Annotated in this window: 20 protein-coding genes; 12 read left to right on the top strand and 8 right to left on the bottom strand. The window is 51.8% G+C overall.

What is annotated here, in order from left to right; translation table 11 throughout:
* The gene (rstA, locus tag EH228_RS01055; protein WP_152319852.1) at positions 1 to 732 is read right to left on the bottom strand and encodes a two-component system response regulator RstA; all 732 of its coding nucleotides are present in this window, start codon (positions 730 to 732) and stop codon (positions 1 to 3) included.
* A 175-nt stretch (positions 733 to 907) separates the two neighbouring features.
* Between rstA and EH228_RS01060 the strand changes: the two genes are divergently transcribed.
* Positions 908 to 1,321 (top strand): hypothetical protein, encoded by a 414-nt coding sequence (locus tag EH228_RS01060; RefSeq protein ID WP_152319853.1) that lies wholly within the window; start codon positions 908 to 910, stop codon positions 1,319 to 1,321.
* 264 nt (positions 1,322 to 1,585) lie between these two features.
* Here the strand turns inward: EH228_RS01060 and ydgH are convergent, their stop codons facing one another.
* The gene (gene ydgH / locus EH228_RS01065; RefSeq protein WP_152319854.1) at positions 1,586 to 2,536 is read right to left on the bottom strand and encodes a DUF1471 family protein YdgH; all 951 of its coding nucleotides are present in this window, start codon (positions 2,534 to 2,536) and stop codon (positions 1,586 to 1,588) included.
* 314 nt (positions 2,537 to 2,850) lie between these two features.
* Here ydgH and EH228_RS01070 point away from each other — a divergent pair, with 314 nt between their 5' ends.
* From EH228_RS01070 to pntB, 3 genes are read left to right on the top strand one after another with little or no spacing between them, the layout of a single operon-like run.
* On the top strand, positions 2,851 to 3,111 hold the full coding sequence (locus EH228_RS01070; RefSeq protein WP_152319855.1) for a hypothetical protein: 261 nt from the start codon (positions 2,851 to 2,853) through the stop codon (positions 3,109 to 3,111).
* Complete coding sequence (gene pntA / locus EH228_RS01075) at positions 3,041 to 4,573, top strand: Re/Si-specific NAD(P)(+) transhydrogenase subunit alpha (protein WP_152319856.1); 1,533 nt, start codon at positions 3,041 to 3,043, stop codon at positions 4,571 to 4,573. Before EH228_RS01070 ends, pntA begins: the two co-directional genes overlap by 71 nt.
* 10 nt (positions 4,574 to 4,583) lie before the next feature.
* On the top strand, positions 4,584 to 5,972 hold the full coding sequence (gene pntB / locus EH228_RS01080; RefSeq protein WP_152319857.1) for a Re/Si-specific NAD(P)(+) transhydrogenase subunit beta: 1,389 nt from the start codon (positions 4,584 to 4,586) through the stop codon (positions 5,970 to 5,972).
* 87 nt (positions 5,973 to 6,059) lie between these two features.
* On the opposite strand, the gene uspE is transcribed toward pntB, so the two are convergent.
* Both uspE and EH228_RS01090 read right to left on the bottom strand, forming a co-directional pair.
* Positions 6,060 to 7,007, bottom strand: a complete 948-nt coding sequence (gene uspE, locus EH228_RS01085; RefSeq protein WP_152319858.1) for a universal stress protein UspE — start codon at positions 7,005 to 7,007, stop codon at positions 6,060 to 6,062.
* A 179-nt stretch (positions 7,008 to 7,186) separates the two neighbouring features.
* Positions 7,187 to 7,942 (bottom strand): FNR family transcription factor, encoded by a 756-nt coding sequence (locus EH228_RS01090; protein WP_152319859.1) that lies wholly within the window; start codon positions 7,940 to 7,942, stop codon positions 7,187 to 7,189.
* 341 nt (positions 7,943 to 8,283) lie between these two features.
* Here EH228_RS01090 and frmR point away from each other — a divergent pair, with 341 nt between their 5' ends.
* The 4 genes from frmR to smrA all read left to right on the top strand — a co-directional run bounded on the left by frmR (position 8,284) and on the right by smrA (position 10,982).
* The gene (frmR, locus tag EH228_RS01095) at positions 8,284 to 8,559 is read left to right on the top strand and encodes a formaldehyde-responsive transcriptional repressor FrmR (protein WP_152319860.1); all 276 of its coding nucleotides are present in this window, start codon (positions 8,284 to 8,286) and stop codon (positions 8,557 to 8,559) included.
* Positions 8,560 to 8,598: 39 nt separating this feature from the next.
* Positions 8,599 to 9,708 (top strand): S-(hydroxymethyl)glutathione dehydrogenase/class III alcohol dehydrogenase, encoded by a 1,110-nt coding sequence (locus EH228_RS01100; RefSeq protein ID WP_152319861.1) that lies wholly within the window; start codon positions 8,599 to 8,601, stop codon positions 9,706 to 9,708.
* A gap of 47 nt (positions 9,709 to 9,755) precedes the next feature.
* Positions 9,756 to 10,334 (top strand): S-(hydroxymethyl)glutathione synthase, encoded by a 579-nt coding sequence (gene gfa / locus EH228_RS01105; protein WP_152319862.1) that lies wholly within the window; start codon positions 9,756 to 9,758, stop codon positions 10,332 to 10,334.
* Positions 10,335 to 10,415: 81 nt separating this feature from the next.
* Positions 10,416 to 10,982: a DNA endonuclease SmrA gene (smrA, locus tag EH228_RS01110; protein WP_152319863.1), complete on the top strand. Its 567-nt coding sequence runs from the start codon at positions 10,416 to 10,418 to the stop codon at positions 10,980 to 10,982.
* Between the two features lies 1 nt (position 10,983).
* Here smrA and EH228_RS01115 read toward each other — a convergent pair whose 3' ends face one another.
* Complete coding sequence (locus tag EH228_RS01115; protein WP_152319864.1) at positions 10,984 to 11,904, bottom strand: LysR substrate-binding domain-containing protein; 921 nt, start codon at positions 11,902 to 11,904, stop codon at positions 10,984 to 10,986.
* 305 nt (positions 11,905 to 12,209) lie between these two features.
* Here EH228_RS01115 and EH228_RS01120 point away from each other — a divergent pair, with 305 nt between their 5' ends.
* Positions 12,210 to 13,541 (top strand): MFS transporter, encoded by a 1,332-nt coding sequence (locus tag EH228_RS01120; protein ID WP_152319865.1) that lies wholly within the window; start codon positions 12,210 to 12,212, stop codon positions 13,539 to 13,541.
* A 17-nt stretch (positions 13,542 to 13,558) separates the two neighbouring features.
* Here the strand turns inward: EH228_RS01120 and EH228_RS01125 are convergent, their stop codons facing one another.
* Both EH228_RS01125 and EH228_RS01130 read right to left on the bottom strand, forming a co-directional pair.
* Complete coding sequence (locus tag EH228_RS01125; protein WP_152319866.1) at positions 13,559 to 13,993, bottom strand: DoxX family protein; 435 nt, start codon at positions 13,991 to 13,993, stop codon at positions 13,559 to 13,561.
* Between the two features lie 85 nt (positions 13,994 to 14,078).
* On the bottom strand, positions 14,079 to 14,924 hold the full coding sequence (locus tag EH228_RS01130) for a LysR family transcriptional regulator (RefSeq protein WP_152319867.1): 846 nt from the start codon (positions 14,922 to 14,924) through the stop codon (positions 14,079 to 14,081).
* Positions 14,925 to 15,041: 117 nt separating this feature from the next.
* Between EH228_RS01130 and EH228_RS01135 the strand changes: the two genes are divergently transcribed.
* Together EH228_RS01135 and EH228_RS01140 are read left to right on the top strand one after the other, a co-directional pair.
* Entirely contained in the window at positions 15,042 to 16,211 is a 1,170-nt protein-coding gene (locus tag EH228_RS01135) for a methionine aminotransferase (RefSeq protein ID WP_152319868.1), read from the top strand.
* Between the two features lie 23 nt (positions 16,212 to 16,234).
* The gene (locus EH228_RS01140) at positions 16,235 to 17,011 is read left to right on the top strand and encodes a transporter substrate-binding domain-containing protein (RefSeq protein WP_152319869.1); all 777 of its coding nucleotides are present in this window, start codon (positions 16,235 to 16,237) and stop codon (positions 17,009 to 17,011) included.
* A gap of 116 nt (positions 17,012 to 17,127) precedes the next feature.
* On the opposite strand, the gene pepT is transcribed toward EH228_RS01140, so the two are convergent.
* Entirely contained in the window at positions 17,128 to 18,372 is a 1,245-nt protein-coding gene (gene pepT, locus EH228_RS01145; RefSeq protein ID WP_152319870.1) for a peptidase T, read from the bottom strand.
* A 263-nt stretch (positions 18,373 to 18,635) separates the two neighbouring features.
* On the opposite strand from pepT, the gene EH228_RS01150 reads away from it, so the two are divergent.
* Positions 18,636 to 20,228 carry an ABC transporter substrate-binding protein gene (locus tag EH228_RS01150; RefSeq protein ID WP_152319871.1) on the top strand — a complete coding sequence of 531 codons (1,593 nt, stop codon included), beginning with the start codon at positions 18,636 to 18,638 and terminating at the stop codon, positions 20,226 to 20,228.
* The last annotated feature ends 201 nt before the right edge of the window (positions 20,229 to 20,429 follow it).

Below are 20,429 nucleotides of genomic sequence, written 5' to 3' on the forward strand. Positions count from 1 at the left end.
TTATTTAGCGTCCCATGCGTGTGGCGCAAACAGATAGCCTTTATTACGGATTGTTTTGATGCGGTAAGGTTCCGTGGCATTGTCCAACAGCTTTTTACGCAAACGGGAGATGGCCACATCGATGCTGCGATCCATGCCATCATAGCTTACGCCACGCAGCGTTTTGAGTAACGCATCGCGGTTCAGAACGGTCCCTGCATGGGTCGCCAGTTCCCACAACAGATCAAAGTCGGCGGTGGAAAGGGCGATGTTTTCATTGCCCAGCGTCACCTGACGGTTGGTCGGATCGATCGACAACGTGTCAAAACGTAATGTTTTCTGCGCGGAAATCACCGCTGTAGCGATGTCTTCTCCCTGCATCGGCGTCCCGGCCTGGCGCAGATGCAGACGCAGACGGGCCAACAGCACCGCAGGCGGCGTGGTTTTCAGGATATAGTCATTCGCCCCCATTTCCAGCGACAGAATATGATTCATATCGCTATCCAGCGACGTCAGCAACACTATCGGCCCTGACCAGATGTGACTGGCGCGCAGATCGCGGCACAGGGTCATCCCGTCTTTACCGGGTAGCATAATATCCAGCATCACCAGATCCGGCTCGGCGGTAGCGATGGTTGCTTCAGCACGATCGCCGCGACTTTCTACAATGACGTCAATGTCATGGCGGCTCAGATAGGCCGCAATCAGTTCACCAACATCCTGGTCATCTTCAACAAATACAATTTTGTTCATAGCGCTATTTATCTGAATTGGAGCGGATAGATTACTATTTGTTAACCCGGTCGACTACGGCTCGTTGTGAAATAACGCTCGATGTATGGAATAAGAGCCATGAAATATGCCATTATATCTGTAGGGCTGTTTCAGGCTGCCCGGGGATTTTTTTACGGTGAAAGGAGAGCGAAGGGTGACTGATAAAGAACTGGTTTCAGCGGTACGCAGCGACCATATCTGCCTCAATTACACCGATTTTCTTGCAGCTTCCTGTAAAAAACGCTGGAGCTTTGTTGATGCTATCTACGGCGTGATGCCGATATTTGGTATGGTGACCCGTAAGTCACAGGATCTACCTGGCACACCCGATGAGAGGCTGAAAGCGCTGGCGTTACAGATAATCTCCACCCAAGTCAGCGATGAGATAAACATCGCCCGGTTGATAACGTTAGCTGAACAGCAGCACATCGCACAGTTCGATATTTTGCTGCCTTACCCACTTTCCGAGCAGCAACTGGCGGGGATCCGCCAGGAATACATTAAACCGTTGTCCATTGAGCAATATGATGATCGATTGGTGGTCAGCATTCCTGCCTTCTCTCATTAACGCCCCGGTAAGCATATCACCGGGACAGACCCGGCCTTCCAACCCTTTCAATCCATCGTCTGAGTCAAATTGTGTCTCTGGAACACCATGTCGAGCGTATAAAACGAGGCATCTCTGAATCCGGCAACAATGGCGATTTTACGATGGAGCCAGACAGAGGCAATGAGAATATGGCTAAAAAGCGATAGTGTGCGGACAGACAAAGGGCGGGGGATATGTCAGTAACGGAGACGGCGGCAAGTCGTCTCCGTAAAGGGATTATGCTTATTTGAACAGGTCAGCAGAAATGGTCAGATTCCCTCCGCTCTGGTTAGACCACTGACGGGTGATATGATAATACTTAGCCCCTTTTTTAATGGCTGCCCGGCCTACGGCGTCAGAGATCTCGGTTGGCGTACCAAAATGACCCGTGAACGTCACGCTGTCAAACGGCTGCATTTGCGCAGCGGTAATCGCGTTAACTTCCTGCACGCTTTTACCATCAGGGGTTTTGACCGTGTAAGGCTGACCGGATGAAGACTGCGTTTCAAAGAACCGTCCGACTTTATTGCTTGGGGTTTCAGAAGAGGCGACCCCCGGGATTTGCACCGTTTTCGCTGCGACGCCACCGGCGGCAATGGCCGCTTTCCCTGCCTGAGAATCCGCTGGGATCAAGTCTGGAGACTGCACTGTACGCTCTGGCGCATCCGCTTTGTAGATATACGCGGTGATGTATTGGTTACCGCCGCTGTTAGCATCAATCTGGCGGACAATGAAGAAGGATGCGGCGCCTTTAGATTTAGCTTGTTTAGTGATCGCATCGTTCACATCCGGCTGACTGCGGAAAAAGCCGCTGACTGAGACGGTATCGTAAGGCTCCAGTTTAAATGCTTCGCTTTTGGTCAACTCGCGTACACCGTTAATGACACGGTCATTGTTTTTAGGGGCGTCGGGCGCATCTGCATGATACAGATCAGCGACCACGCGCCAGTTACCACCGTTGCCGTTGGTGTCATTAATGCCCTGGATATAGTAGGCCGAGGCCCCCAACTCATCGGCACGTTTTGATATGGCATTGCTCGCATCACCAATTGCGTTAAAACGACCAGTAATGGCAATACGATCAAATGGCTTCAGTGATGCTGCTTTTTCTGGCGTCAGTTCCTGTGCCGCATGTGCAGTTAATGCTGTTAGTGATAATAGGGCTGAGGTCAGAATGGTATTCTTCAGCTTCATAAAAATAATCCTTCGCCTTACGCAAAAAATGAGTACGAAAACGTGCTGGACTCTTGATGTGTAACAGATTAGCTGCCGATTATTGCATGTAATAATACATCCTGTCTCAGCCATTTTGAGCGGAATGAGTACTCAGGCAAAGCAGGGGAGTTGAACATATTAAAAAAATGTTAGCTTTGGCTTTTTTTGCTTGTTTATCTGTTATAGCGATTATTGATATCAATAATATCATTAACAACTTGTTAATTAATGCTTTTATGATGCGAAGAACGCAGGATTAGTCCTGAATTCAATTAGCAGGATATGCGCAATTATTGCGTAAATTCAGTGCTGAAATAGCGTTTTTGTCACTTGCCTCTGAATTTTTATATGAAAAGCAGAGAAATGCGCCTGCGATAGCTGGATTGTCAGTCATAATTTCAGTAGGTTATAAACAGTTTGAAACACTTCCTGCGCAGGCTGGCGCAGTGAGGAACAATCTCATCTCTGATGAAAGGGAATATTATGCTAATTGGAATAACCAAAGAGCGATTGCCCAACGAAGCACGCGTAGCGGCGACACCGAAAACGGTTGAGCAGTTGCTGGCTCTGGGCTTTAGTGTCGTGGTTGAAAGTGGGGCGGGTAAACTGGCCAGTTTCGACGATGCCGCTTATGTCGCTGCTGGGGCTACACTCGCCGATACCGACAGTGTCTGGCAGTCCGATATCGTTTTGAAGGTCAATGCGCCGACTGACGAAGAAATCGCACTGACCCGCGAAGGCGGCACATTGGTGAGCTTTATCTGGCCGGCCCAGAATCCGGATCTGCTGGAAAAACTGGCCACCCGCAAAATGACCGTGATGTCGATGGATGCCGTGCCGCGTATTTCGCGCGCGCAGTCTCTTGATGCGCTCAGCTCAATGGCCAATATCGCAGGCTACCGTGCAATCGTGGAAGCGGCACACGAATTTGGCCGTTTCTTTACCGGTCAGATAACCGCTGCGGGCAAAGTGCCGCCCGCGAAAGTGATGGTGATTGGCGCCGGAGTGGCCGGTCTGGCCGCAATCGGTGCGGCTGGCAGCCTGGGCGCTATTGTCCGTGCATTTGATACCCGCCCGGAAGTCAAAGAGCAGGTTCAGAGTATGGGGGCTGAATTCCTTGAATTAGATTTTGAAGAGGAAGCAGGCAGCGGTGACGGTTATGCCAAAGTGATGTCCGAGGCTTTTATTAAGGCTGAGATGGCGTTATTTGCCGCGCAAGCAGCAGAGGTTGACATTATTGTCACCACGGCGCTGATCCCCGGACGTCCGGCACCGACGCTGATTACCGCAGAAATGGTTGCGTCAATGAAGCCAGGCAGCGTCATTGTCGATCTGGCGGCACAAACGGGCGGCAACTGTGAGTTGACTGTTGCTGATCAGGTGACGACCACGGAAAACGGCGTGAAGATTATTGGCTATACCGATCTGCCAAGCCGCCTGCCAACCCAGTCATCTCAACTGTACGGCACCAATCTGGTTAATCTGCTGAAGCTGCTTTGTAAAGAGAAAAATGGCGAGATTGCCATTGATTTTGAAGACGTGGTGGTGCGTGGTGTGACGGTTATCCGCGATGGCGAAGTCACCTGGCCGGCTCCGCCTATCCAGGTTTCTGCCGCGCCGAAAGCCGCGCCAGCCGCTGCGAGTGTCGCGGAAAAAGTCGAAGAAAAACCAGCGTCTCCGTTCCGTAAATATGCGTTATTCGCGCTGGCGATAGTGCTGTTTGGCTGGTTCGCGACCGTTGCGCCGCCCGCTTTTCTTTCACACTTTACTGTATTTGCCCTGTCCTGTGTGGTGGGGTATTACGTGGTGTGGAATGTCAGTCATGCATTGCATACTCCGCTCATGTCGGTGACCAATGCCATTTCCGGCATCATTGTTGTAGGCGCGGTACTGCAAATTGGTCACGGCGGCTGGGTCAGTTTCCTGTCCTTTATTGCCGTGATGATTGCCAGCATCAACATCTTCGGTGGTTTCACCGTGACTCAGCGCATGCTGAAAATGTTTCGTAAAAACTAAGGGATAATCAATGTCTGGCGGATTAGTGACTGCAGCATACATTGTTGCCGCAATTCTTTTTATATGCAGCCTTGCCGGGCTGTCGAAACATGAAACCTCCAAACAAGGTAACTTGTTTGGTATCTCGGGGATGGCTATTGCACTGCTGGCGACCATTTTGGGGCCGGACAGCGGCAACATTGCCTGGATATTACTGGCGATGGTCATTGGTGGCGCTATCGGGGTCCGTCTGGCGCAGAAAGTCGAGATGACCGAAATGCCGGAACTGGTCGCCGTGCTGCACAGCTTTGTAGGTCTGGCGGCGGTGCTGGTCGGTTTTAACAGTTATCTGGATCATGGTCCTGGCCTGGATGCGATACTGGAAAATATCCATCTGAGCGAAGTATTCGTGGGGATCTTTATTGGTGCGGTGACCTTCACGGGATCGCTGGTCGCCTTTGGCAAACTGTGCGGTAAGATCTCTTCCCGTCCGCTAATGCTGCCACATCGCCACAAGCTGAATTTGCTGGCGCTGGTCGTCTCACTGTGTCTGCTGATCATCTTTGTACGTACCAACAGTACCGGTGTTGAAGTGTTTGCGCTGCTGGTGATGACACTGATTGCACTGGCTTTCGGCTGGCATCTGGTTGCCTCTATCGGTGGTGCGGATATGCCCGTAGTGGTATCGATGCTGAATTCTTACTCGGGATGGGCGGCAGCGGCTGCGGGCTTTATGCTCAGTAACGACCTGCTGATCGTGACCGGGGCGCTGGTAGGTTCAAGCGGGGCAATCCTGTCTTACATTATGTGTAAGGCGATGAACCGATCGTTTATCAGCGTGATTGCCGGAGGCTTCGGCACCGACAGCAGCTCAACCGGTGAAAGCGAAGAAGTAGGCGAGTATCGTGAAATTGATGTGCAGGGAACAGCGGAACTGCTGAAGAACTCTCATACCGTGATAATCACACCCGGATACGGTATGGCAGTGGCGCAGGCACAATATCCCGTGGCCGAAATCACCGAGAAGCTGCGCGCACGCGGCATTAAAGTTCGTTTTGGCATCCACCCGGTAGCCGGTCGTTTGCCGGGACATATGAACGTGTTGTTGGCAGAAGCTCGCGTACCGTACGATATTGTTCTGGAAATGGACGAGATCAATGACGACTTTGCCGATACTGATACCGTGTTGGTCATCGGTGCTAATGATACCGTTAACCCGGCCGCGCAAGAAGATCCACGCAGCCCGATTGCAGGCATGCCGGTACTGGAAGTGTGGAAGGCGCAGAATGTCGTGGTCTTCAAGCGTTCGATGAATACGGGCTATGCTGGGGTGCAAAATCCGCTATTCTTCAAAGAAAATACGCAAATGTTATTTGGCGATGCGAAAGCGACTGTGGATGCCATTTTGAAAGTGTTGTAAGTAAAAAACCACCGGCATAAGGTGGTGTTCAGATGTGTGTAAAAAGGGGACCCCGGGGTCCCCTTGTTCTATCCGTTCCCGGCAATTTCACGCCATATCCTCATCCGGCTCAATCGGTGAGGTGAAACCATCGGGTTTAATTGCCAACAGGTCACAACGCAGATGATCAATGACCTGCTCAGCGGTATTACCAAGGAAAGCGGCTGAAAGCCCGGTGCGCCCAATCGTCCCCAATACTACCACACCGGCATCCAGTCGCTCGGCCAACTCCGGGATCACATCCTCCGGCAGCCCTTTATCTACATGAGTGAATTTCTCATCAATGCTGAATTGCTGTCGTAGCGCCTTCATTGCCAGTAAATGCTGTCCACGGATGGCATCGTTGTACACGCTGGGATCAAAATCAGGCAGTTCAATGGCAATATTGATCGGTGTAATAGGGTAGGCGCCGACCAGATGTACCTCGGTATGGTTAACCATTTCCGCCAGTTCCAGTGTCTCCTTCACCAGTTTGGTGTTTAGCGGGTCATGGTGTGGTTCTTCGCTCGCCAGGTTAACAGCAACCAGCGCTTTACCGCCCTCCGGCCACGGTTGGTCTTTCACCATCCATACTGGACAAGGGCATTTGCGCAGCAGGTTCCAGTCGGTCGGCGTAAACACCACTGCCTGCAGACGATCATGTTGATGAGCCATCTTTAGCACCAGGTCATAACGCCCGTTGAGCACTTCCTGAATAATCGCCTCAAAAGGGCGGCTATGCCAGACAACGTTAATATCAATATCCACACCGGCTTCAAGATAGGCTTTGGCCTGCTCACGGATCCATTCCGTGCGCTGGCTGATGACACCTTGACGCATAGCAATACGTTCATCGGGTGACAGCAGGGTGGTCATCTCATAAGAGAAATCATAGATAGGCAGGAAGGCGGTTATCTGTCCACCCAGGCGCTGATTAAGGTAGACAGCGCGGCGGAGCGCTGGCTGATCGTCTTGCTGTGGATCGACAACCACGAGAATGTTTTGATACTTAGCCATAACGGGATCTCCATACGCTGGGTAGGTTAAAGATAGCCCAATTGCGGCAGGTTCAGAAGGGAAAAGTTATAATTGGATCAATATTATAACAAATAATGATTACACTGTTCATGGCCAGGAACCAGAAGGAAAGGCCCAGTGGAAGATGGCTGGGCTAAAGTATTAATCCGCTCTGGGGTTCAGGCAATCGCACGACTCTGACCGGCGAGTAGTGATAATTCGTCATGATTTTCGATGGTGATATATTTGCCTTTCACGGCCAGCATGCCACTCTTCTGGAAACGTCCCAGTAGCCGACTGATGGTTTCCACCGTCAGGCCAAGGTAGTTGCCGATATCGCCACGCGTCATGGTCAGGCGGAACTCGCGCTGGGAGAAGCCTCGTTCACCGAAGCGGCGGGACAGGCCGTATATAAAGGCGGCCAGGCGTTCTTCCGCATTTTTCTTCGACAACAACAGGATCATCTCCTGGTCGCCTTTGATCTCGCCACTCATCAAACGCATCATCTGTTGGCGCAGACTGGGCATCTTGCCGGACAGGTCGTCGAGAGTTTCAAACGGAATTTCACACACCATGGCGGTTTCCAGCGCCTGAGAGAAGCTGGGATGTTGGCCTGCACTGATGGCATCAAAACCGACCAGATCACCCGCCAGATGGAAGCCGGTTATCTGCTCATCGCCCTGTTCGGTGATGGTATAACTTTTGATCGTTCCAGAGCGAATAGCGTATAGCGATTTAAGTTCGTCTCCGGCCTTGAACAGGGTCTGGCCTTTTTGAATCGGCTTCTTACGTTCAATAATATTATCCAACTGATCGAGTTCATGCTCGTTCAGCGTGAAGGGGATGCAAAGCTGGCTGATGCTGCAATCCTGACAGTGAATAGCACATCCGCCAGACTGAATGCGTCTGCTGATAATACGCTTTTCAGGGATCATAATTATAGGCTCGATTGATTATTGACTGAGGTCAAATTTATCATTTTTTGCTCACAAAATGAAACCGAGTAAGGTCGTTTTAGCTACCTTAAATCCATGAATGTCACTTTTAGTGACATTCTGTTTAAAACTCCCTTATCTCGATCTCATGATGCCTCCCTGAATATTGCTGAAAAGAGCACTTTTCAGATTTGCTTCTACACTGACAGGCTAACGCTTTCGCTTTTTTAGCGCGCAAATCCTGTTTGCACCTACATGTCCTATACTGGGATATAGTATCCATTGACCAGCATCAATACTGGTGTATAGTATATGAAATCTCAATTAACAACAGGTGAGTCATGCCCAGTACACCAGAAGAAAAAAAGAAAATTCTCACTCGGGTTCGCCGTATTCGGGGGCAAATTGATGCTCTGGAAAGATCGCTTGAAACTGGCGCCGAGTGTCGTGCTGTTTTACAGCAGATAGCCGCTGTCCGCGGTGCCGCAAACGGATTAATGGCGGAAGTGCTCGAAAGTCACATACGGGAAACATTCGACCAGAATGAAGTTTACAGTCTCGAAGTCAGTAAATCCGTTAACGATACCATTGAACTGGTTCGAACCTATCTCAAATAACCGCGACAATCCATAGATTAAAGAAGGAGATAATATTCCATGAAATCACGCGCAGCAGTTGCTTTTGCGCCAGGGAAACCCCTGGAAATTGTCGAGATTGATGTCGCCCCGCCAAAGAAAGGTGAGGTGTTGATCAAAAATACCCATACCGGGGTCTGCCATACGGATGCATTCACCTTGTCCGGAAACGATCCGGAAGGCGTTTTCCCGGTTGTACTCGGACACGAGGGGGCCGGTATTGTCGTTGAGGTTGGCGAAGGGGTAACCAGCGTTAAGCCGGGTGATCATGTTATCCCGTTGTATACCGCTGAATGCGGTAAATGTGAATTCTGCCAATCCGGGAAAACCAACCTCTGCGTCGCGGTTCGGGAGACCCAGGGAAAAGGCCTGATGCCTGACGGCACCACTCGCTTTTCTTATAACGGTCAGCCGCTCTATCATTACATGGGCTGCTCGACGTTCAGTGAATACACTGTCGTGGCCGAAGTTTCCCTGGCCAAAATCAATCCACAGGCAAACCATGAGCATGTCTGCTTACTGGGATGTGGGGTCACCACGGGGATTGGTGCGGTGCACAACACGGCAAAAGTACAGCCGGGTGACTCTGTGGCTATTTTTGGTCTGGGCGCTATTGGGCTGGCGGTGGTACAAGGGGCTCGTCAGGCAAAAGCAGGGCGCATTATCGCCATAGATACTAACCCGACAAAATTTGCGTTAGCCAAACAGTTTGGTGCCACAGACTGTATCAACCCGAATGACCATGATAAACCGATCAAAGATGTCCTGCTGGATATCAACAAGTGGGGAATCGACCACACCTTTGAGTGTATCGGTAACGTCGATATCATGCGCGCGGCGCTGGAGAGTGCACACCGTGGCTGGGGACAGTCAGTCATCATCGGGGTGGCGGGCGCTGGCAAAGAAATTTCCACCCGTCCATTCCAGTTGGTGACGGGGCGCGTCTGGAAAGGTTCCGCTTTTGGTGGCGTAAAAGGACGTACTCAATTGCCGGGTATGGTTGAAGATGCCATGAAGGGTGACATCGAACTGGAACCTTTTGTTACGCACACCATGACCCTGGATGATATTAATGAAGCTTTTGAGCTCATGCACCAGGGTAAATCCATCCGGACCGTTATTCACTACTGATTTTCACTGTCGGGCAGGCCGTTCTGCCCGTAATTAATGGAGTCAATATGGACGTCATCAAACTACACCCTGCACTTGATAATGGTATGCCCCACCAACCTGACGCTGAATTTAAAGGGGGGACGCTGACCTGCCTGTGCGAACACCACCCGGTTAAAGTCAGAGTGGATGCCCAGACGGCACATAACCATGCCTGCGGCTGTTCAAAATGCTGGAAACCGAAAGGTGCGATCTTTTCTCTGGTCGCAGTCGTATCCCGGGATAAAGTTACCGTGACTGAACATCAGGAAAAACTGGTTATTGTTGATGAAAAAGCCCCGATCCAGCGTCATGCCTGCCGGGAGTGCGGCACCCACATGTATGGACGGATTGAGAATACGGCGCATCCTTTTTATGGTCTGGACTTCATTCACACGGAACTCTCTGATGATCAGGGCTGGAGCGCGCCAGAATTTGCGGCGTTTGTCTCTTCCCTGATTGAAACAGGCACGCCAGTCTCACAGATGTCGGCCATTCGTCAGCAATTGAGCGATATCAGCTTACCCCCGTATGATTGCCTTTCTCCGACGCTAATGGATGCCATCGCGGCACATAATGCCAGGGCTTTGGGGACATACAAGGAATAATTCAGCCAGCTTTTGCTAAACTAGCCCGGTGGATGCCACAACCATGCCATCATTTTTTGTTGCCACCGGGGGACCCGTATAATGAGCTTTGACGATAAAGATCTGTTCAAAGAGGCGATGGAAGATGTCACACCGCTGAAGAATTGCGCCAACATTCTTTGGTTGAAATCCCCCCCGACTCACTATCCCCGTCAGAAAATGGCAGACCTGCTGCTGGATAATCCGCTGGTCAGTGGTTTCATTAACATCGTGCCGCTGGAAACCCCGCTGGAATATAAAGCGGAAGGCATACAGCAAGGTGTGCTGGATAAACTGCGTCTTGGAAAGTACCCGCTGGATGCCAGCCTGAACCTGTTACGCCAGCCGGTGGAGACTTGCCGCCAGTCACTGTACCGCTTTATGCTGGAAGCCCGACGCGATAACCTCCGCAACGTGCTAATTATTCATGGTAAAGGCCGTGACGATGAAGCTCATGCCAATATTGTGCGTAGCTATGTGTTCCGCTGGTTGCAGCAGTTTGCAGAGGTCCAGGCTTTTTGTTGTGCTCAACCGAAGCACGGCGGCAGTGGTGCCTGTTATGTTGGCCTGAAAAAGAGTCATCAGGCCCGGCTGGATAACCGTGAACGCCACGCCAAACGCAGCCGCTGAATTAACAGGGTGATTTACGGATAGTTGCCATCAGGACCTCTGCACTGATGCTCAGAGGCTCTCCCGTGCGAGTAATCATACCAACCGGTTCGCCGGAACCGAGTGAAGTAATCGGTAGCGCCGTCAACGACTGGTGCAGTAAATCGTCCTTGATTGCCCCGGAAGGGACAAACCATACATAGTCATAACGTAGTGCCAGTTGTCGGGCCAGAGAGGTGGCTGACGTCTCGACCAGCGAGGCAGGGAGTTGACAACCTTGTTCCTGAAGTAAGGCATTGGCTATCCTGCGCGGCGCCGTGCCTTCGGGTGAGATGACCACCGGGAATGAAAGGGCGCGTGACAATGTGACGTTGTCACTTAGTAGTGGATGTTCGGGGCGGACGACCAGTTGTAATGATTCAAGGAACAACAACTCATAGCTTAAGCCCGTCATCATGTCGGGAGCGGCCATGCGGCCAATGCACACATCAAATTCACCCGCTTTCAACCCCGCCAGCAGTACATTATTGTGCAGCGTCGCGACCTGAACCCGAGTCTGTGGTTGCTGCTGATGAAAACGTTGCAGAATAGCAGGCAGTATGCCCAACGCCACCGTGGTCAGAACCCCAACACTTAAGGTGGCGGGTTCCTGCCGTATCGCCGGACTGAAGGACTGACCGGCATGATTGAGAGCATCCAGGATCCGCACCGCATGGGTCAGAAACTGTTCGCCCATCGTTGTAAGCTGAGCCCCCAGCCTTCCACGTTCGAACAGGCGGGTGCCGGCCAGCGCCTCAAGTTCGTTAAGCGTTTTCGATAAGGCAGGCTGACTGAGCGACAGTTTTTCGGCGGCACGCCCCAGCGAGCCCTGTTGAGCCACGGCGACAAAGGTATGTAAATGACGCAGGCGAATGCGCTGATTAAACAGGTAATTTTTGTCCATACCCCAGCATAGTCAGCGTTTCTGTCAGCAGACAAGCTTGATACTACATAAATGTTACGTTTGTTGGGAATTTAATTAACACTTTCTCATTTTGTCCCGGTTTCTATCACTTTCCTGGTCATCTGCCGTGGAAATCATCATTTTTACTGATGAAATTTCTCATTATCGCCCCTAACCACTGCCTGATCTGGCGAAGGGCGGTATTTTTGCAGGTGAAGAAGAAGACAATCCGCTATTATACTTGACACTTTTTTCAGGAATTGATGCCAGTCTGCTTACCAAACACTGGCCCATGGAGCGTTATCATGGAGAGTATTGCTGCAACCGATGTACGTACCTTGATTAATGAGGGCAACCTCAGTCGCTACCAGCAACGGATCATTGCCCTTTGTTTCGCAGTTGTGGCAATGGACGGGATGGATATCGCCCTGATGGGCTTTATTACTCCGGCACTCAAAACTGCCTGGAACGTTAGCACTCATCAGTTGGGCGTGGTCATCAGTGCTGCGCTGATTGGTCTGGCGCTGGGCGCGATGTTTGCCGGACCGTTAGCGGATCGTTTTGGTCGCCGGGTGATCATCGTGAGCAGCGTGTTCTTCTTTGGCTTGTGGACGCTGGCTACCGCGTTTTCACACAACATCGACCAAATGATGCTGTTCCGCTTTCTTACCGGACTTGGGCTGGGGGCGGCGATGCCGAATGTCGGCACCCTGGTAGCGGAATATTCTCCTGAACGCAAACGCGCCTTTATTATCACCGTGGTATTCTGCGGTTTTACCTTTGGTGCCGCTGGCGGCGGTTTTGCGGCTTCCTGGCTGATTCCCCATTATGGCTGGCCGTCAGTACTGATTGTCGGTGGTTTACTGCCATTATTGATCGTGCCGATGTTGCTGAAATGGCTGCCGGAGTCAGTGTGTTTTCTGCTGGCCCGCAATGCGCCGGTTGCTAAAATCCGCCGTATCATTGAGAAAATGGTGCCCGATCAGGTTCATCATGATAGCCAGTTTACTATGGTGGAAAGGGCGCAACAGCATGGGGCTGTGCGGTTGGTGATGAGTCGTCCTTATCTGCTGGGGAGCGTGTTACTGTGGGGCGGCTATTTTATGGGGCTGTTCCTGGTGTATCTCATCGGCAGCTGGCTGCCCTCACTGGTCAGGGATCTGGGGATGACGGTGACCCAGGCCGCGCTGGTGACCGCGATGTATCAGGCTGGTGGCACCATCGGCTCGCTGTTTGCCGGTTGGCTGATGGATCGGTACAACGCAAATCTGGCGCTGGCGGCAATCTACTTTGCTGGTGCGATAATCACCATGGCGATTGGTTATGCGCCTGCCGATACGCTGGTTCTCAGCCTTGTCGCCTTCTGCAGCGGCTTTTGCCTTAATGGTGCTAATACCGGGATGAACGCACTGTCGGCCAGCTATTATCCGACGCATGCGAGAGCCACTGGATCCAGCTGGATGCACGGTGTGGGGAGGATAGGCGCGATCCTTAGCGCATTTGCCGGGGCGCAGATGCTGTCAATCGGCTGGCATATCACCGAGGTCTTCACCAGTCTGGCTATCCCGGCGCTGCTGACATCACTGATGTTGCTGGTAAAGTACCGTTATGGCTACCGCCGCCCCGAGCAGGAATGAGCCTCCCCTGATGATAATTACTGCAGGCTGGGGTTCCGGATTAAGCCGTATCTGCCAGCGCCCAGCAGCATAACGGCGCAGGCGCTGAAGAAGTAAAATGCCTCATCTTCTAATGCCCATGCACCAGTGACCGAGCGGTGCCATACCGCGCCGGTTCTCACCAGCAATGTTGCCACGACCAGATTAACCGCGATGATAAAAGCGGCCGGACGCGTCATCAGACCGATAATCACCATCACTGGGGCGACCACTTCGCCAAGATAGGCGCCATAAGCCACATAGCCGGGAATACCATGCGCTTTGAGGTGTGAGGCAATCCACCCCACGCCATGCAGTACTTTGAACTGACCATGAAACAGCAGAAGCGCACCGAGAGACACGCGCAGTATCAATTTACCAAAGTCCGGATGATCGCTGAGGCGGGAAAAGCCGTTATTGATGGCCGCAAACATATTCGATCCTTATTTTAAAATTTGAGGCACAGTTAAGCGTAAAGCTTCCTAAAACTCAATTTTCATTGCTATTAAGGAAAAGAAATTAAGACACTAACCAGGCTACCAGCTCCGATAACTGTGGTGGCGCATCCGCAGAGGGGCGCTGAACCAGGCTGTAGACAGCCCCCGTTTTCACGGTGGCGTTGAAGGGGGCGATCAGCCGTTTCATCGCCAGATCAGCTTCGATCAAGGTCACATCCGCCACGGTCACGCCAAACCCTTGGATCGCCGCGCTGATGGCGAGGTCCATGGTATCGAAATGCTGGTTGCGTCTGGCGGTCACCCGTGTTTGCTGCTGGCTAAGCCACAACTGCCAGTCACGACCATCGGCAGTAGGATGGAGGAGGGTAAAACGCGATAAATCTTCAACGAGCAAGGGAGATTCCGGCTGCAGACTGGCGGCAATAACAGGCGTTAATTCCTCATCAAACAAACGGAAACTGCCAGAAATGGGGGCGCCATACAGGATAGCCGCATCAAAATTATCCAGTTGGCTGTTGTGATCAAGGGTGGTGGTCAGTGCCACGTGAAGATCGGGCCGCGCCTGTTCCAGCGCGACCAGTTTCGGCACCAGCCAACGCATGGCACAGGTTGGCGCTTTCAGGCGTACTGCGGCATGTGTTTTGCTGGCCTGTTCCGCGGCCTGCACCATCTGTTCAAAGTTACTTTTCATCACCGGCAGCAAACTTGAACCCTGCGGAGTGAGACGCAGTCCCCGGGCATGGCGGTCAAAAAGCGCAAAACCCAGCCAGTTTTCCAGCGCGGCAATCTTACGGCTGACGGCCCCTTGAGTGATGCATAACTCTTTGGCGGCATGAGTCAGATTAAGATGGCGAGCGGTGACAATAAAGGCATAAACTGCATTTAACGGGAACGGGCGCCGTGACATGAAATCCCTTTGAGCTATGTTTAAAAGTCATAGCTATTATGACCACAATTCGCTTGTCGGCTCAAGCCTCCTCACGTTGAATAAGGCTCACCGCCTTACCTCTTTACTGGAGACAGTATGACCATCAAATCTTCTGTAACGTCGCGATCCAAACTTCCCGATGTGGGCACCACCATTTTTTCCGTGATTGGCCAGCTTTCAGCCCAGCATAATGCGATCAACATGTCGCAAGGCGCACCTAATTTTCCTTGTGATCCAGCGCTGGTGCAGAGGGTGATGCGGGCTATGGAACAGGGGCATAACCAGTATGCGCCAATGACCGGGCTGGTCGCGTTAAAAGAGGCGCTGGCCAGCAAGGTCTTTACGCTGTATGGCCAGCAGTATGATGTGAACAGCGAAGTGCTGATTACAGGGAGCGCCAGTCAGGGTATCTATGCGGCAATCAGTGGACTGGTACATGCGGGCGACGAAGTGATTTTCTTCGAACCCGCTTTCGACAGCTACGCGCCGGTGGTTAGATTGCAAGGGGGCGTCCCTGTTGCGCTGAAGTTGCAATTACCGGATTTTGCTATTAACTGGGATGACGTCCGGGCGGCCATTACGCCGCGGACCCGGATGATAATCATCAATACTCCGCATAATCCGAGTGCGCAGGTCTTGTCTCGCGAGGATCTGGACCAACTGGCGGCTATTATCCGTAATAGCGATATTGTGGTGTTGTCTGACGAGGTCTATGAGCACATTTTGTTTGATGGCCGCCAACACCAGGGCATGGCCACGCATACGGAACTGGCTCAGCGTAGCGTGATCGTTTCCTCTTTTGGTAAAACGTTCCATGTGACTGGCTGGCGGGTGGGCTATTGCCTGGCGCCGGCAGAGCTGATGGCCGAACTGGTCAAAGTGCATCAGTTTATGATGTATGCCGCCGATACGCCAATGCAGGTGGCCTTTGCCGACTATCTGCGCCAGCCGGAAAACTATCTGGGGCTGAGTGAGTTTTATCAGCGTAAGCGCGATACGTTAATCGCCTTGTTGGCCGCCTCGCCATTCCGTCTGCTGCCTTCGGCGGGATCGTTCTTTATGCTGGCCAGCTATGCGGATTTCAGTGACGAAAGCGACAGTGAAATGGTAAAACGTCTCATTGTTGATTACGGTGTAGCAACTATCCCACTTTCGGCGTTCTACACGGATGGTACCGACAATAAATTGATCCGTCTCTCTTTTGCAAAAGACGATGCCACACTGCGGGCAGGCGCTGAAGCGCTGTGCCGGGTGAAGCCTCGCTAAAATATATTCCTGAGGGGAAGTTGATGAAAAAACTGAGTGTACTGTTAGTCGCGGCAGGATTGCTGTCTTCGGTATCGGCAATGGCGCAGGAAACGTTGCGTTACGGTCTGGAATCACAGTATCCACCGTTCGAAAGTCGTAACGCGTCTGGTGAGCTGGAAGGCTTTGATATCGAGTTAGGCAAAGCCATCTGCCAGGTGGGTAACTTTAAGTGCAGTTGGGTGGAGAGCAGCTTCGATGCGCTGATCCCGGCTCTGGTCGCGAAAAAATTTGATGCCATCAACTCAGCGATGAATATCACGGCAGCACGGATGAAAAGTATCGACTTCACCAAACCGATTTACCGCATTCCCAGCCAATTGATCGTTAAAACAGGGTCAAATCTTGCGCCAACCGTTGCCGCGTTAAAAGGTAAGAATATTGGTGTATTGCAGGGTTCCGTCCAGGAAACGTTCGCCAGGAAGCATTGGGAGCCGCAGGGAGTAACAGTGACGTCTTATCAGGATCAAAACCAGGTTTATAACGATATGGTTGCCGGACGTCTTGACGGTACGCTGGTGATGTCGGCGGCGGGGCAGTCGGGCTTCCTGGCAAAACCACAGGGTAAAGATTTTAGTTTTGCCGGTAACCCTGTTGAAGATGATCAGATTCTCGGCGTCGGCATCGGTTTTGGCCTGCGTAAAGGCGATACTAAACTGAAGCAGGAACTGGATGCCGCAATCAGTAAAGTTCAGGCTGACGGCACGGTGACCAAACTTGCCGCTAAGTTCTTCCCGGGAATTGATGTCAGCGTTAAATAAGAGAGAAGTCAGTCGCTCTTCGGGGTCTCAGCCCCCTAAAGCACCGGGAAAACCGATAAAACATTGTTCCTGACAGCCAGGCTCGCGCCATCAATGGCGCGAGATTATCGTTGTGGTTAATCGCCTAATCCCTGAGCCGCCAACAGGCAGATTTTTTCCGCCACCAGATAAGACTTCACAAACGAAGGAACCGGCAGAAACTCATATCTGGAGTGGAAGTTGTGCGCACCGGTAAAAAAGTTAGGCGTCAGCAAGCCTTTAGCGGACAATGCCGCGCCATCGGTGCCACCGCGCATTGGGGTGATCTTCGCGATGATATTCAGTTGTTCCAGCGCACGAAAGATCAGCTCGATAGCACGGCGATCTTCGCCGATCGCGTTACTGATGTTGCTGTAAATATCACTGATCTTCAGTTCAACCTTGCCGGTTGGATAGTGCGCGGCGATTTTTCCCGCCACCTCCCGTAACTGATCTTTACGCTGTTCAAATGAGGCCAGATCGAAGTCACGAATGGAGGCTTTGAGCTGCGCCTCGCTGGCATTGGCCGTCATGTCGTTAAACCAGATATACCCTTCGCGGCCTTCGGTATGCTCCGGTGTCTGCTGACGATCGAAGTGAGCGATAAAATCCCACGCCATCAGCAGTGGATTGACCAGTACCCCTTTCCCCGACATCGGATGGGCCGTCACGCCGGTAAAGGTTATCTGGGCCGCCGCCGCGTTGAAGTTCTCGTACACCACTTCGCCCAATTCACAGCAGTCAATGGTGTAAGCAAAATCCACGTTAAACCGCTGCTTAAGATCCAGTGCTTTCGCTCCACGCAGGCCAATCTCTTCATCCGGTACAAACGCCACCACAATATCACCATGCGGCGTATCATGGCTGAGGTTCTCCATCAGTGTCATCACCACAGTAACGGCGGCTTTGTTATCCGCGCCCAGCACACTGGTGCCATCGCTGAAAATAATATCCTGGCCATGATAAGCATTGATTTCAGGGTGTTCAGCCGTGCGCAACCAGATGTCCTGCTGAGGGTTGAGGCACAGATCTTTCCCTTCAAAACGCAGAATCTGTGGATGAATATGCGGGGAAAGGCCGACATCCACCGTATCAATGTGGGTGATAAAACCAATGCGCGGCGCAGCAGGACAATTGCCCGGTTTCACGGCGGTGACGGTAGCGTACTGATCAATCACCACCTCCTGTAACCCCATTGCCTGTAATTCATCCGCCAGCATCCTCGCCATATCATGCTGGCCTGGTGTACTCGGTAATGTGGTGGATGAAGCGTCACTCTGGCTGCTCACGGCCAGATAACGGTAAAAGCGGGTACAGAGCTGATGAGCCAATTCCTGATTCATGCCAATAGGGTCCTGAGTATCCTTTGAGGGGTTCTTAATTTACGGACAGAACATACTGTCTGGCAAGCCACCGTCCGGAAAAAGACCGTAAAGTTCATTCTCAATAAACAGGGAAGGATTTGATGAGCATTCATAAGCAAGGCATCGCACATTGGGAAGGCGATATCAAGCAGGGGAAGGGCACAATCTTTTGCTGGTTCCCCCAGCATTACGCGATTAGATTGTTACCTGGATGACAGGAACAATCAAAATGAGAGGGTGGAATGAAAACATCGGTATTGAGAACGGCGGTGGCCGCTCTGACATTGGCGATAACCAGCGGCACTATGGCGAAAACGTTGGTGTATTGCTCTGAGGGATCGCCAGAAAACTTCAATCCGCAGTTGTATACCTCGGGTACCAGCGTGGATGCCAGCGCTGTTCCCGTCTATAACCGCCTGGTCGATTTTAAAGTCGGCACGACCGAGCTGATACCCAGCCTGGCTGAAAGCTGGGATATCAGCCCTGATGGCACGGTTTATACTTTTCATTTACGTAAAGGGGTGAAGTTTCAGAGCAATAAACTGTTCAAGCCGACACGAGACTTCAATGCCGATGATGTGATCTTCTCCTTTATGCGGCAGAAAGATGCTAAAAACCCATACCATAATGTCTCGAATGGCACCTACGCCAACTTTGAGAGCCTTGAATTTGGTTCGCTGATTAAAAACATCGAAAAAGTTGACGACCATACCGTACGTTTCACGCTGGCCCATGCGGAAGCGCCATTTCTGGCTGATCTTGCCTGGTACTTTGCTTCCATTCTTTCAGCCGAATATGCCGATGCGATGCTGAAAGCAGGAACGCCTGAAAAAATTGATCAAGACCCGATAGGTACCGGTCCATTTGAACTGGTGCAATATCAAAAGGACTCGCGCATTCTGTTCCGTGCTTTCCCGCAGTACTGGCAGGGCAAAGCGCCGCTCGATCGTCTGGTGTTCTCTATCACGCCAGACGCGTCGGTGCGCTATGCCAAGTTGGTCAAAAATGAGTGTCAGGTGATGCCATTCCCCAATCCCGCTGATCTCCGGCAAATGGGAGAAAACAAAGATTTGACGCTGATGCAAAAAGCCGGGCTGAATACGGGATTCCTCGCATTTAACACGCAAAAACCGCCGCTGGATAATGTCAAAGTGCGTCAGGCGCTGAGCATGGCCATTAATAAACCGGCCATTGTCCAGGCCATATTCCAGGGAACCGGTACAGTGGCTAAAAACCTGCTGCCGCCTGGCGTATGGAGTGCAGATCAGGACTTGAAGGATTACGACTACGATCCGCAACAGGCAAAAACATTGCTACAGCAAGCCGGGATCAAACCGGGAACCACTATTGATCTGTGGGCGATGCCGGTACAGCGCCCCTATAACCCCAATGCGCGACGGATGGCCGAAATGATCCAGGCAGACTGGGCTAAAGTGGGGATTAAGGCCAATATTGTCAGCTTTGAATGGGGCGAATACCTTAAACGGGTGAAAAATGGCGAACACCAGGCCGCGTTGATGGGCTGGACAACGGCCACGGGTGACCCGGATAACTTCTTCGGCCCCTTGTTCAGTTGCACCTCAGCCAACGGCGGTTCTAATTCCTCAAAATGGTGCTATAAACCGTTCGACAAACTGATTACGGAAGCCCGTGGTGAGCAGGACCATAACAAACGTATCCAGCTTTACCAGCAGGCTCAGCAAATTATGCACGATCAGGCGCCGGCGGTGATGATAGCCCACTCGACAATTTTCGAGCCTGTCCGTAAAGAAGTGACTGGCTATGAGATTGACCCGTTTGGCAAACATATCTTTTATCAGGTCTCACTGAAGTGATTAACTTGGCACATTTTCCTGACAACATGCAGAAGTCGCCCCCTGTCAGACGGGACTGTCTGTCCGGCAACGTGGCAGAATAAGCTATGGCGCATCCATCGCGGATTTGTGATCGCGATGAGCAACAGATGCTAAATTTTGCCATTTTAATCCAGAGCCGGACCGTCAGCATAAGGTGGCGGCGGAATATTCCTTCGTAGA

It is taken from the genome of Erwinia endophytica (assembly GCF_009295515.1).
GTDB lineage: Bacteria > Pseudomonadota > Gammaproteobacteria > Enterobacterales > Enterobacteriaceae > Erwinia > Erwinia endophytica.